The sequence below is a fragment of the Gordonia sp. VNK21 genome (genome assembly GCF_046098115.1).
In the GTDB taxonomy this organism is placed as follows: domain Bacteria; phylum Actinomycetota; class Actinomycetes; order Mycobacteriales; family Mycobacteriaceae; genus Gordonia.
This window is the reverse complement of the sequence record NZ_JBJURU010000008.1, coordinates 82,730-99,387: the sequence shown is the minus strand read 5'-3', so window position 1 is coordinate 99,387 and position 16,658 is coordinate 82,730. Positions and strand designations below refer to the sequence as shown.

Here is a 16,658-nt window from a genome sequence, read left to right as displayed (position 1 = left end):
GATGACCGATGACTCGACCGACCCCGGCAGGCACGCGATCGATACCGGCGCGGACGAGATCGATACCGGTACCGAGGCGAGCGACACGGCCGGCGAGGTCGCCGAGCCGGATGCGGCCGGTGAGCCGGATCCGGTGCGGCCCCGCTGGTACCGGCGATTCGCAACCTGGTGGCATCGGGACATCACGGCCTTCTCCTACGCCGGGGCGATCACCGCGACGGCCTTCTTCTGGCTCTCGGCCACCCCGTCGCTGCTGCCCCGCGGCGCCTTCTTCCAGGGCGTGGTCAGCGGCGCCGCGGCGGCGATCGGCTACGGGGTGGGCACCTTCTTCGCCTGGCTGGCCCGGTATCTGGTCTCCCGGCCCACGGCCTGGCCGCGGCCGCCGCGCTGGGCGTGGGCGGCGCTGGGCACGATCGCCGTGATCGGTACGGCGGTGATGTTCTACTGGTACATCCACTGGCAGAACCAGATCCGCGATCTGATGAGCGTCGACCGGCTCGGCTGGGGCGCAGCCCCCGTCGTCGTCCTGGTCGCCGCCTTCGTCTTCGCCCTGCTGATCGTGATCGGCCAGCTCTGGGGCGCGGCGGTGCGCTCACTCACCAGCCGCATCAACCGCCGGATCCCGCGGCGAATCTCCGCGATCGCCTCGGTCACGCTGATGGTGGTCTTGAGCATCTTCATCGTCAACGGCGTCGTGGCCAACTACGGCATGCGTGCGCTGAACTCGTCGTTCGCCGCCCTGAACGACGAGACCAACCCGGACAGCGATCCACCGCTGTCGACGCTGCGTTCCGGCGGACCGGAGTCGCTGATGAGCTGGGCGAGCCTGGGCCGGCTGGGCCGTTCCTTCGTCTCCACCGGCCCCACCCGGCAGGACATCGCCGAGTTCACCGGCCGGCCCGCAGACGATCCCATCCGCGCCTACGCCGGTCTGGACCAGAATTCGACTCCGCGGGCGACCGCCGACCTGGTGGTCCGTGAGATGCAGCGCACCGGAGCCTTCGAGCGCAAGCTGATCGGCATCGGCAGCTCCACCGGCACCGGATGGATCAACCAGGCCACCGTCGACTCCCTCGAGTACATGTACGGCGGCGACACGGCCATGGTGTCGATGCAGTATTCGACCCTGCCGAGCTGGCTCAGCTTCCTGGTGGACCGGCAGCGCGCCCGCAACGCCGGCATCGCGCTCTTCGAGGCGGTCGACAAGGTGGTCCGCTCGATCCCGGAGGCTCAGCGGCCGCTGGTGGTGGTCTTCGGTGAGAGTCTGGGGTCGTTCGGCGGCGAGTCGCCCTTCGGCTCCATCCCCACCCTCTCTGCCCGCACCGACGGCGCCCTGTTCGTCGGGCCCACCTTCAGCAACACGTTGTGGAAGGAGACCACCGCCAATCGCGACAGCGGCTCGCCCGAATGGCTGCCGGAGTACCAGAACGGCGAGATGGTCCGGTTCATCAGCGGCACGCAGGATCTGCGGCGCCGGCTCGGTCCGTGGGATCACGGCCGCATCGTCTATCTGCAGCACGCTTCCGACCCGATCAGCTGGTGGTCTCCGGATCTGGTGCTGAACAAGCCGGACTGGCTCTCCGAGCCTCGCGGCCCGGACGTGCTGGACTCCGTGCAGTGGATCCCCATCGTCACCTTCCTCCAGGTGGCGGCGGATCTGGCGGTGGCCGCCGATGTGCCCGACGGCCACGGGCACCACTACCTCGAAACGATTCCCTGGGCATGGCAGGCCATACTGGAACCACCGGACTGGACCGATGCGGACACCGAACGGCTGGTGCCGCTCCTGCACCGCGACTGACCGCGGCGCGGCGCCCACCGGCCACCGCATCGATCACGATGTACGACGACACGCAGGAGAAGAACATGGACGTTCCGAGCTACCGCTCCGCCGAGTACAAGGCCCTGGAGGTGACGGTGGCCGATCACGTCGCCGAGGTCACCCTGATCGGACCCGGTAAGGGCAATGCGATGGGCCCGGACTGCTGGGCCGAGCTGCGGCCGGTGTTCGAGGGGATCGACGCCGACCCGGATGTGCGCGCGGTGGTGCTGGCCGGGTCGGGCAAGAACTTCACCTTCGGTCTGGATCTGCCGGCCATGGCCGGTGACTTCGGCCCGGTGCTGGCCCCCGATGCCAAGGCGGGGCCGCGCACGGCCTTCCACGAGATGGTCAAGCGCATGCAGGCCGGCATCAACGCCGTGGCCGACTGCCGCAAGCCGGTGGTGGCCGCGGTGCAGGGTTGGTGCATCGGCGGCGGAGTGGATCTGATCACCGCCTCCGACATCCGCTACGCCAGCGCCGACGCCAAGTTCAGCGTGCGCGAGGTGAAGGTGGCCATCGTCGCCGACATGGGTTCGCTGGCCCGGCTTCCGCTCATCGTCGGCGAGGCCCACACTCGCGAACTGGCGCTGACCGGTAAGGACATCGACGCCCGGCGGGCGGACACGATCGGTCTGGTCACCGGGGTGTTCGACGACAAGGAGGCGCTGCTGGCGGCGGCCCGCGCCACGGCGGCGGAGATCGCCGCGAATCCCCCGCTGGTGGTCCAGGGCATCATGGAGGTCCTCGACCACAGCCGGGCGGCCCGCGTGGACGACAGCCTGCGCTTCGTGGCCGCCTGGAACGCCGCATTCCTGCCCAGCAACGACCTCACCGAGGCCATCTCCTCGGTCTTCGAGAAGCGTCCGCCGCAGTTCAAGGGCGAGTGAGCTCGATCCTTCTCCCGCGCCGGAAGGCGCGGGAGAAGGATCGGCCCGGTCAGCCGTCCTGCGGGCTCAGCCGGAAGATCGGGATGGTGCGGTCGGTCCGCTTCCGGTACAGCGCGAAGTTCGGCCACACGCGGTCCATCGCCGGCCAGGTCGACGCCCGCTCCGGCTCGGCGATCTCCGTGCGGGACATCCGGATGCGGTGATCGCCGCGGGTGATCACCTCGATGGCCGGCACCGCCCGCAGGTTGTACACCCACGCCGGGGTCTTGGGTCCGCCGAAGTACGAGCCCGCCACCAGCCAGTCGTCGCCGTCGGGAACCGCCAGCACCGTGGTGCTGCGCTCGACCCCCGACTTGCGGCCGGGAATGATCATCGTCACACTCGGCAGCCCCGCCACCCGGAGGATGTCGACGCGCTCGCCGGTCAGTTTCTGCAGCGTCTCGTCGACTTTGACGATGGCCGGGAGGTGCTGCGGAAGCCACGGGATGGCCCCCACCCGCACCGCGATCGGCGTCAGCAGTCCCATTCTCGTTCTCCTGTCAGTCGCGCGGCAGACCGGCGACGAGGGTGTCGCTGAGCAGCCGGGTGAACTCGGCCGGATCGTCGAGTTCGCCGCCCTCGGCCAGCAGCGCCATCCCGTACAGGAGCTTGGTGGGCGATTCGAGCGCGGCGTGATCGTCGCCGGCGGCGAAGGCCGTCGCCAGCCCGGTCACCAGCGGATGGCCGGGATTGACCTCCAGGATCCGCTTGGCCGACGGGATCGGCTGTCCGGAGGCCCGGTAGAGCTTCTCCAGCTGCGGCGACATCGAGAAGGCATCGCCGACCAGGCAGGCCGGCGAGTCGGTCAGCCGCTTGCTCAGCCGGGTCTGCGAGACGTGCTCGTCGAGGACTCCGGTCATCCACTCGAGCAGATCGGCGTACTCGCCGGCCTGCTCGTCGTCGGCGCCGTCGTCCGCGTCGTCGCCGTCCAGGTCGATCTCGCCCTTGGCCACCGAGACGAACCGCTTGCCCTCGAACTCGGGGGCGGCCCCGGCCCACAGCTCGTCGACCGGATCCGAGAGCAGCAGCACCTCCACACCCTTGGCCCGGAAGGCCTCCAGATGCGGTGACCGTTCGATCTGCTGACGCGACTCGCCCGTCAGGTAGTAGATGACGTCCTGATCGGCCCCGGCCCGAGTGACGTAGTCGGTGAGGCTGGTGGGGTCCTCTCCGTGGGTGGAGTCGAAGACGCACGCCTTGAGCAGCGCCTGCTGGTTGTCCGGGTCGTTGACCAGTCCCTCCTTGAAGGCCCGGCCGAAGCCGGACCAGAAGGTGGCGTACTTGTCCGGTTCGCGGTCGGCGAGCTCGGTGACGGTGGAGATCACCTTCTTGGTGAGCCGGCGCCGGATGGCCCGGATCTGCCGGTCCTGCTGGAGCATTTCGCGCGAGACGTTCAGCGGCAGGTCGGCGGCGTCGACCACGCCGGCCACGAAGCGCAGGTATTCGGGCAGCAGCTGCGCGGCGCCCTCCCCGGCGGTGCCGTCGGAGATGAAGACGCGCTTGACGTACAGGTGGATGCCGCCGCTGCGCTCGCGCATGAACAGGTCGAAGGGCGGCTGCGTGGGCAGGAAGAGCAGTGCCTGGTACTCGAAGGTGCCCTCGGCGTGCAGCGAGATCACCTCGAGCGGATCGTCCCAGGCGTGGCTGACGTGCCGGTAGAACTCCGCGTACTCCTCGTCGCTCACCTCGTCCTTGTTCTTGGCCCAGAGCGCCTTGCCCGAGTTGAGTCGCTCGTCGCGTTCCTCGACGGTGGGCTCACCGCCCTCCTCGGCCGCCGGCACGGTCGTCTCGGTGCGCATCCGGATGGGCCAGGAGATGAAGTCGGAGTGCCGCTTGACCAGCGAGCGCAGCACCGACTGATCGGCGTAGTCGTGCAGCGCGTTCTCCTCGTCGACCGGCTTGAGGTGCAGCGTGATCGCGGTGCCCTGCGGGGCATCGGCCACGTCGTCGACGGTGTAGCTGCCGTCGCCGGTGGAGCTCCACGAGGTACCGACGGCCTCGCCGGCCTTGCGGGTGACCAGCTCCACCCGGTCGGCCACCATGAACGTCGCGTAGAAGCCGATGCCGAACTGTCCGATCAGCTCCTCGGCGTTGGCCTCGCCGGATTCGGCCAGCCGAGCCCGCAGCGCCGCGGTCCCCGACTTGGCGACCGTGCCGATGAGCTCGATCACCTCGTCCTGGCTCATGCCGATGCCGTTGTCCGAGACGGTCAGCGTGCGCGCGCCGGGCTGCGGATCGAGCCGGATGTGCAGATCGCCGGTGTCGACCTGAAGGTCCTTGTCGCGCAACGACTCCAGCCGGATCTTGTCGAGCGCATCCGAGGCATTGGAGATCAGCTCGCGCAGAAAGCTGTCTTTGTTCGAATAGATCGAATGGACCATCAGGTCCAGCAGCGCCTTGGCCTCGGCCTGGAACTCATGCACCTGTGCACTCACCGTGTGATTCCTCCGTTGTGATCAGCGAGTAGAGGCCCCGAACACCGATTCGGGACGTTGGGCCAGTTTACCGATGGTCCCCGACACGTATTGTGGACGTGTGCCGGACGCACCGAGAACCATGTTCATTCACGCCCACCCCGACGACGAATCGCTCTGGACGGGCGGGACGATCGCGTCGGTCGCCGCCCGCGGCGGCGACACCTCGCTGATCATGTGCACCTGGGCGCCGGGTACCCACCGGCACCGCGAGCTGCTCGAGGCGACCGCACAGATGGGCATGACCCGTCCGCCGATCATGCTCGGCTACGCCGACTCGCACGTCCCCGACTCCGCACCCGGTGCGGCCCGGCTGGTGGACGTCCCCTTCGACGAGCAGGTGCACCTGATCGCCGGGCACATCCGCCAGCTTCAGCCCGAGGTGATCGTCACCTACGACGCCTTCGGGATCTATGGACACATCGACCACATCCACACCAACCGGCTGGCCTGCGCCGCCGCCGATGCGGCGGGGGTGGCGCTGTACCAGCCGGAGCTGGGCCCGCCGTGGCAGGTGCCGTCCCTGTACTTCGCCACCCTGCCGCAGTCCACCGTCGATGCGCTCACTCCCCACCTGACCGCCGAGGCGCACATCCCGGTGTCCGGGACGCCCGATACGGCGGTGGACCTGCGGCTCGACGTCGGCCCGGTGGTGGGCCGGAAGATCCGGGCCATCCGTTCGCATGCGACCGAGCTCAAGCGCAGCGCCTCGATGAGGCAGTTCGGGTCGCTGCCGCCCGAGCAGCAGCGGCTGTTCCTGCGCACCGAGGCCTATCTGCGCCGCGATCTGGTGCCCGGCGGCGCCGAACTGGGTCCGGCCTAGTCCTCGCGCACCACCGAGCGCAGGCCGGAGGCGCGCTGCACCCGCCGCTGCACGGCCGCCCGCAGGGCCTCCTGCGTGCCGACGATGCGCACCGTGTGCTCGGCCCGGGTGATGGCCGTGTACAGCAGTTCCCGGCTGAGCAGTTCCGAGGCGGCCGGCGGCAGCACCACGGTGACCGCACCGAACTGGCTGCCCTGGCTGCGGTGAATGGTCATCGCATACACCGGCACGGTGTCGGCGAGCTGACTCGGGTGCAGCCGGGTGATCTGCCGTCCGCGTTCGAAGACCGTGGTCACATCCTGTCCGTCGGCGATCACCACGCCCACGTCGCCGTTGTAGACGTCCTGCGCCGGATCGTTCGCGGTGACCAGCAGCGGCTCCCCCGGATACCAGGCGCCGCCGTCCGGCGCCGGCGGAAGGTCGTCGCCGATCCAGGCGGTGACCTGCCGGGACCAGCCGCCCACCCCGTAGCGTCCGTCGCGGTGCGCGCACAGCACCCGATGGGCCGACAGCGCCTCCAGCGCCCCGGCGGCATCCCCGGCCAGCGCGGCATCGCACAGCGCCGCGGCCGCACTGCGCACCTGATCGCGGACCGGGTCGAGCTCCTCGGGATCGACCAGCGTCACCGTCGCCGGTCCCGGCTGCTCCCCCGCGATCAGTTCGAGCACCTCGTCGGCGCGGCCGTCGTTGACCGCTTCGGCGACGGCGGCGATCACCCCGCCGTAGCGGTGCCCGCGCCGCAGCGTGATCACCCCGGCGGCCAGCGACGTCCATTCCGGTCCGGTGAAGTCGGCGCCGCCGCGGACCGGTGCCGGCAACAGCTCCGGCCGCGGCCGGCCGGCGTCGGCGGCCCCGGACTCGGACTCGGACGGGGACGGGGACTGTGCCCGGTCGACCAGGTCGGCGAGCACCGCACCGGCCTCCACCGAGACCAGCTGGTGCGGATCGCCCACCAGGATGAGCCGGCTGTCCGGGCGCAGCGCCCCGAGCAGCCGGCTCATCAGGGTGACCGAGAGCATCGAGGTCTCGTCCACCACCACCACGTCGTAGGGCAGCCGGTTGCCGGGGCCGCGTTTGAACGTGCCGTCGGGGCGGGCGCCGAGCATCCGGTGCACCGTGACCGCGGTCTGCTCTCCGGTGAGCAGACCCGACTGGCGGCGGTAGGCGCCGATCGCCGACTGCATCTGGGCGGCCGCCCGGCCGGTGGGCGCGCACAGCCCGATCCGGGTGGCCGGACCGAGCACCGATTGCAGCACCGCCAGAATCCTGGCCACCGTGTACGTCTTGCCGGTGCCGGGCCCGCCGGCGAGCACCGTGGTCCACGAGCAGGCGGCCAGCGCCGCAGCCGCGCGCTGCCGGTCGTAGCGGCCGTCGCCGTCACCGACGGGTCCGAAGGCCCGCTCGAGCGCGGTCGCCAGCGCCTCCTCGTCGACGACCGGCCTGCGGCCGGCCCGCTCGTCGAGGATCTCGCGGATGGCGTTCTCCTGCCGGAAGTACTTGCGCAGGTAGAGCAGCGGGCCGTCGAGCGACTGTGCGAGGGCCAACGGGCGGAGTGGACCGCCGGCGCAGCCGGTGACCAGCGGCGAGGACTGCAGCGCGGCGACGAGTTCACCGGTCGACGGCCAGTCCGGGGCGTCGGGCACTGCCGCGGAGGGGTCCAGGGCGGCGCGCTCGGCCAGTGCGCGCTGCGTGTCGGCCGCCAGTTCGGCGAGCCGGTCGAGCTGCACGCAGGTCGAGCCGGTCCGCACCGCGCGCACCGCCAGGGCGGTGGCCAGCCGCACCGGACCGGGGACCTGCTCACCGGACAGTGCCGCGATGCGGCGGGCCACATGTACATCGGCGGGGCTGAGTACTCCGGCGGCGTTGAACGGCGCCAGCACCGGGTCGTCGGTCACGGCCACCGTGTTCCGGTCGCCGCGCATCCCGTCACCGCGGATTCCGCGTTGTGGATCGCCGGTCACGATGCTCCTCCCCGCCCGGCCAGCAGTTCCGACAGGGCGATCACCAGCTGCGCGGGCGGATGCCACTCGAAGACGCCGCAGCCGGGCGGGGTCTGCGGTCCGGCCATGCCGCGCACGAAGTGGTATTGGACCGGCCCCAGATGGCGTTCGGGCCGATAGCCCGGCAGCCGCCAGCGCAGATAGCGGTGCAGCGCCACCGAATACAGCAGTGCCTGCAGCGGATAGTGTGCGGTGATCATCTCCGCGGCCATCGCCGGCCCGGAGAAGTCGGTCACCGCCAGTTCGCCCGGGCGCAGCCGGTTGGTCTTGTAGTCGACCACGGTGAACCGGCCCACGGTGTCGGCGGGATCGGCCGGCTCGGCCGCGACGCGCAGCACCGAGTCGATGCTGCCGGTGAGGAAGCCGCGGAAGGTCTCCTCGGAGACTGTCCGCACCGCCTGGGCGTATGCGGCCAGCGGATCGTCGGCGGGCAGCATCGCCTCGAGCAGCGCGCCGACCTGCGCCAGGGTGAATCCGGGCTGGGCCAGCGGCAGCTCGAAGTCGAGCTCGGCGAGCCGGTCGCCCGGCGGGATCGACACCAGATCGCCGGCCCCGCCGCCGCCGAGCCGGTCCAGCCCGATCGGGGTGGTCAGCACCGCGACCAGCGCCTCCGCCAGCACCCGCACGTCGGCATCGAGTCCGGTGCGGGCGGCCGAGTCGAGAACCATCTCGTGCACGTGCGCCGGCAGGTCCGCAGCCGCGGTGTCGACGTGCTCGAGGACGTCGTGCACCAGGGTGCCGAACGCCGCGCCGAACGGCAGCCCGTTCATCGGCGAGGCCAGAGCGCCGGCCGGCAGCGCACCGGCCGCGGTGTCCTCGTCGGTCGGTCCGCCGTCGACCGGCTCGTCGCCGCGCAGCTGCGCCTCGGTCTCGCTGCCGGTGGTGACCAGGTCCGCACCGGCATGCGCCCGGGCGTGCGCGGCGGCGACCATCGCCGAGTACGAGGTGCGCCGCCACTGCTGATCGACCGGCCGGGTGAACTCGGCGACGTCGAGCTCGGGGACGGCGGTGGCGCCCTGCGGCGGCCGCCACTGCGGCACTGCCCCGTGCCGGCCGGCCGGTTCGACGACGATCCCGGCCCCGGAGGCGGCGACGGCACGCAGGCCGGCGACCACCTCGTGTGAGGAGCCGGGAAGGGCGACGACCTCCGGGATCGGTCCGGGCCGGCCGTCGGCGAGCCGCTGCTGCTGGGTGAACAGCAGACGGTGCAGCGCACCGTCTGCGGTGGTGGTCGACGGCGCCCACCAGAGCACCACCTGGGAGCGGGCCCGGGTGGCCGCCACGTAGAGCAGCCGCAGGTCTTCGCCGGCGTTCTCCCGGCGGGCGGCGGCCTCGCGGCCCCGGCGGCCGGGCGCCTCCCGTCCGCCGACGTCCAGGCGCCGCTGCGCGTGTTCGTCGTGGTAGACGAAGGCCTCGGGCAGGCTGCGCGCCCCACCGTCCCAGCCGAAGGGCACGTAGACGATCGGGAACTCCAGCCCCTTGCTGGCGTGCACGGTCATGATCTGCACCGCCTGTGTGTCCCGGTCGAGCCGCCGGGTGGCTTCGTCGCCGCCGCGCCAGGCCGAGGTGTCGCCGATCTGCTCGCCGAGCCAGGCGACCAGCGCCGAGAGTCCGCCGGCGGTGTCGGGGAGTTGCCGGTTGCACAGGTCCGAGACCTGCAGGAGGTCGGTGAGCAGCCGCTCCCCGCCCCGCATCGCCAGCACCCGGGCGGTGGTGCCGAACAGGTCCATCAGCCGGGCCGCCATCGGGGCGAAACCGCCCTCGGCGAAGACCCGGCCCAGTTCGGCGAGCCGCGCGGCGATCCGGCCCACTCCGGCGTCACCGGCCTCGTCGAGAGAAGAGGCGCTCTCACCGAGCAGCGGGGTCAGGGCGGCCAGCCGTACCCGGTTCTGCCGGGACGGTGCCTCGACCGCCTGCAGCACGTACCACCAGTGGCGGGCGGCGGCGGTGGCGAAGATCGAGGTGCCGGCCCGCACCACCGAGGAGATGCCGTGCGCGGCCAGAGCCCGCTGCAGCGGTTCGACGGTCTTGTTGGTGCGCAACAGGACCGCCACATCGCCCGGATGGACCGGTCGGCGCCCACCGGTGTCCGGGTCGTCGAGTTCGGTGTCCGAGGCCAGCAGCGCCGCGATGTCGGCGGCGACGTCGTCGATGACCGCATCCCGCACCCCCGGAACCAATGGCACGCTGCCGTCTTTGCTGTACACGGTGAAGCACTCGTCGTCGGCGAGGAAGGTACGCAACCGCACCGGCGCCGCGCCGTGCAGCCCTGATCCGGGGCGATGCGCGCGCACCGGTGTGAAGGCGATCTCCGGGTGGCCGAAGGTGGCCTGGGCGAACAGGGTGCCCAGCGCCGACACCACGGCCTCGTCGGACCGGCGGTTCACCGAGAGCCTGCGACGCTGCGCCGCCGCCTGCACGGCGGCCAGGTAGCTGAGCACCTCCGCGCCCCGGAAGGCGTAGATCGACTGCTTCGGATCGCCCACCAGGATCAGCGGCAGCCGGCCGTGGAAGCAGTGCTCGACGATGGCCCACTGCTGCGGGTCGGTGTCCTGGAACTCGTCGATGAGCACCACATCGAACTGTGCGGCGATGCGGCTGCGGGCCTGCTCGCCTACCTGCGGATCGGTGACGATGCGGTGCAGGGTGGTCTGCAGGTCGTCGTAGGTCCGCACCCGGGCGGCCCGTTTGCGGGCTGTGGTGGCCGTCCGCGCGGCGGCGGCCAGCCGCAGACGCAGCACCACCTCGTCGGACGGTGCGTCCAGGCCGCTGGGCGCCAGCTCGGCCGACGGATTGCGGACGGCCTGCTCGGCGATCGTGGTCACGTCGGCCGGGCCGAGCACACCGCCGGGATCGCCGGCGAACTCGGCCAGATACATGTCGGTGGCCAGTTCGGCGACCAGCTCGTCGACGTCGGCGACGATCGGCAGATGCTGTTCCCGGTCGCCGAGGAAGCCGAGGACGGCCAGCATGCGGTTGCAGAAGGTGTGCGTGGTGGCCAGCGTCGCGGCATCGAAGTCGGCGAGCGCATCGGCCAGCCGGCGGCGGATCAGGCCGGCCTCCCGATCCCCGGCCAGCATCGCGATCAGTTCGTCGTCACTGCTCCGGGCGGAGTCCGGATCCGCCAGGGCCGCCAGGCATTCCACCAGCCGACCGCGGGTCCGGTCCCGCAGCTCGGCCGAGGCCGCATTGGAGAAGGTGGCCATGAGCAGCCGGGAGACGGGCACTCCCGCGGCGAGATAGCGCACCGCCAGCGAGACGATCGCATAGGTCTTGCCGGTGCCGGCACTGGCCTCGAGGACCATGGTCTGCTCGGGCAGCGGATCGCTGAGTGCGAACTCGGGCATCGGTGCGGCCCCGGTCATCGTGGACTCTCCTGGTCGAGCAGGTCGCCGAAGATCAGGCCGGCGAGCCGGACGAACATCGGATCCTCGGCGGCACCGGGCAGCCGGGCCGCCGCCGCACCGAGTTCGGCCGGACCCGGCATGGCCTTGGTCAGGTCCCCGAAGTCGGGGACCGCGGACGGATCGCCGGCGAAGACCAGTCCCAGATAGCGGTCGGCGAAGGCCTTGCGGTAGGCGTAGCCGGCGCTGTTCATCGCCCGCTGGGCGGCTCCGGTCCGGTAGGCCGAGGCGGCGGCCTCGACCGCCTCGAGGTGCAGTCCGAGGGGCCGGCGCAGGCCGGCATCGCGCAGAGCCACCAGTGCGGCCAGCAGCCCGGCCGGGTCCTCGGGCAGCCCGAGCCGGCTCACCGCGGCCGCCGGGTGCCTGCCCCGCGCCGCCCCCACGGCCAGCGCCTCGTGGACGGCGCCGGGTGCGGTGGCGGCCGCGGCCAGCAACCGGATCCAGGCGCCGAGGCGATGTTTGGGTCCGAGCCGGGAGAAGGTGACCGTCACCAGCCGGCCGTCGAAGACCTCGCCGACGGTGCCGGTGAGCCGCCGCCCGTCGGGCAGTTCCACCCGCACGTCCAGCGGCTGGGCATCGCCGGCGCGGTACTGTCCGGCGGCCAGCGCCACCGCCTGCGCTTTGGCCCGGATGGGGGTGAACTCGGCGGCGCCGAGCGCGAACGGCGGCAGACTGCCGCGGCGCAGTTCGGCCGCCTGCACCGCCTGCTCGTCGAGCCCGTCGAGCAGGGCCCGCAGATAGCGGTCGCCGATCTCCCAGCGCTGCAGTCCGTCCAGGCCCACGTCCAGCTGATCGGGATGGTCGTCGTCGGGTTCGGTGAGCACCACCTCGAGCCGCTGCCGGACGAAGGCCTCCGCCGGCGCGGTCAGATAGGCCACGAGATCGTCGAGTTCGACGTCGGGATCCCCGGCCGGGGCCGGCAGCCGCGCAGCGGCGAGCAGGTCCGGTTCGGCACCGGCCTCCGGGCCGCTGCGCTGAAGCCGGGCCAGGGTGCGGGCTCCGGCCAGCAGCGACCGGTCGAAGCTGGCCGGCCGGCGGCCGCCGTCGATACGGAAGTTCCGTTCGTCCACCGCGTGCAGGGTGTGCCGGTGCAGGAACGGCGGGTCCGCCCGGTCTCCGGGCGGTGTCCCGAGCACGGCGGCGGCCGCGTCGACCAGTTCGCTGACCACCACCGCCGGTGGCAGCTGTGACCCGGTCACCGGGTCGGCGCCGCTGTAGAAGACCAGCAGATGTTCGGTGGCGGCGTTCACCGCGTCCAGGAAGACCTGGCGGTCCTCCATCCCGGGATCGCGTTCGCCGAGCAGCGGGGTGCGCACCAGCGCGTCGTCGCCGTCGCGGCCGCCGCCGCGCGGGAAGCTCCCGGTGTCCATGCCCAGCAGCACGATCACCCGATGCGGGACCGAACGCATCGGGGTCATGGTGGCCACGGTGAGCTCACCGGTGCAGAAGTTGGACCGGGTCGGCCGTGCCGCGAGCAGGTCGTCGAGCAGTTCGGCGATGTCGCTGCGGACCAGTGGCAGGTCGCCGCCGGCTCCGGTCAGCGCGTCGGTGATCAGGCCCACCGCCTGGCCGCGCTGCCACTGGTCCTCCGGCGGGGTGTCGGTGAGCAGGTCGATCGTCTCGATCAGCAGGGACGACCAGCCGGCCGCGGTGTGCTCGCGGCCCAGCTCGGCGAGCAGCGCGGCCAGCCGCTCGGCGAACTCGGCGAAGCGGCCGGCCAGATCGGTGTCGGTCGAGTCGACGCCGGCCAGCGGCAGCGCGGTCTCGAGCCACTGGTTCTGGTCCTCGTCGGCCACCACCCCCAGCAGGATCCGGTCCAGGCCGGTGGCCACGGTCGCCTGCGGAAAGCCGTTGAGCCCGAAGCGCTCCCGCCAGGTCGCGTCCATCCCCCAGCGGATCGGCGCCCGTGTGACCCAGCCGGCGACGGTGTCCAGGTCGTCGTCGGTGAAGCCGAACCGGTGCCGGACGGCGGGCGCGCCGAGCAGATCCAGCAGCTCTCCGGACCGCAGCCGGCCGCCCGCCGCCCCGATCACCGCCGCCAGCACGTCGAGCACCCCGTTGGTCTCGCGCAGGCCGCGGTCGGCCAGCCGCACCCGCAGCCGGTAGGCCGGATGGGTCAGTCCGGCCTGCCCGAAGGCGCCCCGGATCAACGGCGCGTAGGCGTTCACGTCCGGGCACATGATCAACACGTCCCGGGGTTCGAGTGTCGGATCGTCGGCCATCAGCGCGAGCAGTCGGTCGCGCAGCACCTCCACCTGCCGGCCGGGTCCGTGGCAGGCGTGCACCGCCAGCGTGCCGTCGTCGCCGGCGACACCGGGCACCGGCGCCGGACGGTCGGCGCGCAGTCCCGCGTGCAGGGCGCCGAGCAGGGTCTGCGGGGCGCTCTCGGCGCTCGGATGGTGGCGGTCCCGGCCGATCAGCGGGGTGAGTACCTGCTGCAGCTCCACCACATCGCCGGCCAGCGCCGCCAGCAGCGGATGCCCGGGGCGGATGCGGTCGTCGCCGGTGCGCGGCACCGGTCCGGCCACCGTCCGCCCGGATACCGTCCGCCAGAGCGCATCGGAGGGATGCGGAAGGTACAGGTCCACGTCACGGTGTTCGGCGAGAGCCGCGAGCACCGCGCGCAGCGCCTGCGAGATCCGGGTGGGCCCGAACAGGGCGAGCCGGGCCGGCAGGTCCACCGCGCCGGGATCGTCCCGGAGCCGCTCGGTCAGCTCCGGCAGGATCTCCGCCAGATGCGGCTGCCCCACCTGCTCGCGCACCAGCCGCCACAGCCAGGGCTGCCAGACCAGCTCATCCGGCAGAGCCCGGCCGGCGCCGTCGGTGTCGGAGCCCCGCGCCCAGTCGGCGATCATCGCGGGGCGCTGCCAGCCGTAGCCGTGCAGCAGGCGGGCGATGGTCGACGCGGCCGCGAGCCTGCGGCCGGCGCGCGCCGGACCGGTCAGATGGTTGTGCAGGACGGTCAGCTCGGGCGCATCGAGGTGCTCGTCGATCACCTGCAGCACCGGCCAGCGCAGCCGGTCCGAGTACCAGTTCCGAGCGGCATCGGGGTCCTCGGCGAGGGCCACCACCACCTGCCGCAGCAGCGCGTTGGGCGAGTCGAAGTCGATGTTGGCGGCGATGCCGTCGCCGGCGCCGGGTGCCGACTCGCCGAGTCGCAGGGCCAGCCGCTGGCGCAGCCAGCGCTCGACTCCGCGTTCGGGTACGGCCACCACGTCCGCACGCATCGGGTCCGGCGGCGGCGTCGCCAGCGTCTGCGCCAGCACATCGGCCAGTGTGTCGGCCCGCTCGGCCCGGTGCACCGTCAACATCGTCGTCGATCCTATCGGCGTGCCCCGACAGCGGCGGCGTTCACCGCGCCGGAGGGCCGCCGCTCGTCAGGCCCGGGCCAGCCGGCGGACCAGCCGGTCGTGGTACATGGCCGGCAGGCAGCGCGCCGACACCACGGCCGCCGCGGCATCGTCGTCGCCCATGGCGGCGGCGAAGGCCGTGGCGATGGTCACCGGATGTGCCGGCGCCGGCCCGAATTCGAGGGTGTCGCCGGCGCTGACGGTGCCGGGCCGGACGACCCGCAGGTAGGTCCCGCAGCGGCCGTGGCCGGTGAAGGTCTTGACCCAGCCGGGCTCACCGATGTGCCCGGCGAAGGTGGCACACGGCGAGCGCACCACCGAGACCTCCAGGACCGCGTCGCCGATCGTCACCGGCTGGTTCACCAGCAGATCCTCCAGGACCACTCCTTCGGTGGTGAGGTTCTCGCCGAAGGAGCCGTCGGTGAAGCTCCGGCCCAGCCGCTGCTCCCAGTAGTCGAGCTCTTCCCGGGCGAAGGCGTAGACGGCCTTCTGCGCACCGCCGTGATGTTTGTCGTCGCCGACCAGATCGCCGGCCACTCCGGGACCGTCACCGTACGACGGTCCGGGCGTGAACACCTCCAGCGCCGCCACCGGCCGCTTGTCGATGCCGGTCGGTCGCCGTCCCCGGCTGCCCGGATCCGGTTTGGGGACGGCCAGATTGGTGGACCGGACGACGGCGGTCATGCCGGCGAGGACGCCTGCCGCCGGGCCCGGAAGGGCACCGGGTCACCGGAGTGCGCGGCGAGCAGTTCCCGGAGTTCGTCGTCGATCGGGGTGGGCCGGCCGGTGTCCCGGTCGACCACCGCCAGGGTGGTCTCGGCGAGCGCCGCGACGGTCCCGTCCGCCGCCAGCAGGCGGCAGCCGAACCCTGCGGACTTGCCGCCGATCCGCGAGCACCAGACCTCGCAGCGGGCCGGCTCCACGCTGTACAGCAGCGAGGCGACGAACTCGATCTCCTGCCGCGCCACCAGCAGTCCGATACCGGCCCGCCGTCCGGAGCCGAACCAGATGTCGAGGGCGCGCACGCGCGCCTCTTCGATCAGCCTCGCGATCATGACGTTGTTGGTGTGTTCGAGCGGATCCATGTCGCCCCAGCGCAGTTGGAGCTCGATCACAGTGGGTTGGTTCGACACGCCCACCACCGTATCGGCAGCGCTTCCGGCGACGGTCACCGGATGGCTACACTCGGCACCCGTGATCATCGAGACCGCCGGCCTCCGGCTGCAACCCGTGTCCCACGATGATCTGCCGGATCTGGTGGCGCTCGACGCCGATCCGGCGGTGATGCGCTTCGTCTCCGGCGGTCCGGCGACGGCCGCCGATCAGATCGCCGACTGGGTGATTCCGCGGATGCAGGCGGCGCTGCGCGAGCACGGCGCCGGCATGTGGGTGCTGCGCCCGCGCTCCGGTGACGGCTTCCTCGGCTGGGTGCAGCTGCGTCGCCCCCGGCACAGTCGTGCCCGCGAGCTGGAGCTGAGCTATCGCCTGCGGCGCGAGCAGTGGGGACGCGGACTGGCCGTGCAGGCCTCGGCGGCGCTGATCGCGGTGATGTTCACCGACTCCGACACCGACCGGATCTTCGCCAGCACCCATCCGGCCAACGCCGCCTCGCGCCGGGTGATGGAGAAGCTGGGGATGCGCCTGGCCTCCGGCGTCGGGGCCGACGACCGGCACTTTCCAGCGCAGCACCGGCCGGGCGGGCCGGCCCTGCCCGAGGCCGCCGCCCCCGATGTGGAGTACGAGTTGCTGCGCGAGCATTGGCTGCTCACCCGTGGCCGCGGCAGTTCGGGCGCGCCGGAATCGCTTCCCGCATGACCGGCCGAGCTCCGGAGTACTACCGTTGTCGTGTAGCCGTTCGC

11 protein-coding genes are annotated in these 16,658 nt (G+C 72.1%); 4 read left to right on the top strand and 7 right to left on the bottom strand.

Going from position 1 to position 16,658, the window contains the following annotated elements:
- Nucleotide 1: 1 nt before the first annotated feature.
- Nucleotides 2–1,801 carry an alpha/beta hydrolase gene (locus ACJMNC_RS10390; protein WP_408947873.1) on the top strand — a complete coding sequence of 600 codons (1,800 nt, stop codon included), beginning with the start codon at nt 2–4 and terminating at the stop codon, nt 1,799–1,801.
- Nucleotides 1,802–1,866: 65 nt separating this feature from the next.
- Nucleotides 1,867–2,709 (top strand): crotonase/enoyl-CoA hydratase family protein, encoded by an 843-nt coding sequence (locus ACJMNC_RS10385; RefSeq protein WP_408947987.1) that lies wholly within the window; start codon nt 1,867–1,869, stop codon nt 2,707–2,709.
- Between the two features lie 49 nt (nt 2,710–2,758).
- Here ACJMNC_RS10385 and ACJMNC_RS10380 read toward each other — a convergent pair whose 3' ends face one another.
- The gene (locus tag ACJMNC_RS10380) at nt 2,759–3,235 is read right to left on the bottom strand and encodes a nitroreductase/quinone reductase family protein (protein WP_408947872.1); all 477 of its coding nucleotides are present in this window, start codon (nt 3,233–3,235) and stop codon (nt 2,759–2,761) included.
- 13 nt (nt 3,236–3,248) lie between these two features.
- Entirely contained in the window at nt 3,249–5,183 is a 1,935-nt protein-coding gene (gene htpG / locus ACJMNC_RS10375; protein ID WP_408947871.1) for a molecular chaperone HtpG, read from the bottom strand.
- Between the two features lie 121 nt (nt 5,184–5,304).
- Here htpG and ACJMNC_RS10370 point away from each other — a divergent pair, with 121 nt between their 5' ends.
- The gene (locus ACJMNC_RS10370) at nt 5,305–6,045 is read left to right on the top strand and encodes a PIG-L family deacetylase (RefSeq protein ID WP_408947986.1); all 741 of its coding nucleotides are present in this window, start codon (nt 5,305–5,307) and stop codon (nt 6,043–6,045) included.
- On the opposite strand, the gene recD is transcribed toward ACJMNC_RS10370, so the two are convergent.
- From recD to ACJMNC_RS10345, 5 genes are all read right to left on the bottom strand, one after another.
- On the bottom strand, nt 6,042–7,967 hold the full coding sequence (gene recD / locus ACJMNC_RS10365) for an exodeoxyribonuclease V subunit alpha (protein ID WP_408947985.1): 1,926 nt from the start codon (nt 7,965–7,967) through the stop codon (nt 6,042–6,044). The two genes, ACJMNC_RS10370 and recD, sit on opposite strands and share 4 nt — an antisense overlap.
- Before the next feature lie 35 nt (nt 7,968–8,002).
- Nucleotides 8,003–11,410 carry a UvrD-helicase domain-containing protein gene (locus ACJMNC_RS10360; protein WP_408947870.1) on the bottom strand — a complete coding sequence of 1,136 codons (3,408 nt, stop codon included), beginning with the start codon at nt 11,408–11,410 and terminating at the stop codon, nt 8,003–8,005.
- Nucleotides 11,407–14,760 carry an exodeoxyribonuclease V subunit gamma gene (gene recC / locus ACJMNC_RS10355; protein WP_408947869.1) on the bottom strand — a complete coding sequence of 1,118 codons (3,354 nt, stop codon included), beginning with the start codon at nt 14,758–14,760 and terminating at the stop codon, nt 11,407–11,409. The genes ACJMNC_RS10360 and recC overlap by 4 nt, the downstream gene beginning before the upstream one ends.
- A gap of 66 nt (nt 14,761–14,826) precedes the next feature.
- Complete coding sequence (locus tag ACJMNC_RS10350) at nt 14,827–15,483, bottom strand: MOSC domain-containing protein (RefSeq protein ID WP_408947868.1); 657 nt, start codon at nt 15,481–15,483, stop codon at nt 14,827–14,829.
- Nucleotides 15,480–15,932, bottom strand: a complete 453-nt coding sequence (locus tag ACJMNC_RS10345; protein ID WP_408947867.1) for an acyl-CoA thioesterase — start codon at nt 15,930–15,932, stop codon at nt 15,480–15,482. Before ACJMNC_RS10345 ends, ACJMNC_RS10350 begins: the two co-directional genes overlap by 4 nt.
- 61 nt (nt 15,933–15,993) lie before the next feature.
- On the opposite strand from ACJMNC_RS10345, the gene ACJMNC_RS10340 reads away from it, so the two are divergent.
- Nucleotides 15,994–16,614, top strand: coding sequence for a GNAT family N-acetyltransferase; N-acetyltransferase (locus ACJMNC_RS10340; protein ID WP_408947866.1), 621 nt, complete (start codon nt 15,994–15,996; stop codon nt 16,612–16,614).
- Nucleotides 16,615–16,658 lie beyond the last annotated feature (44 nt).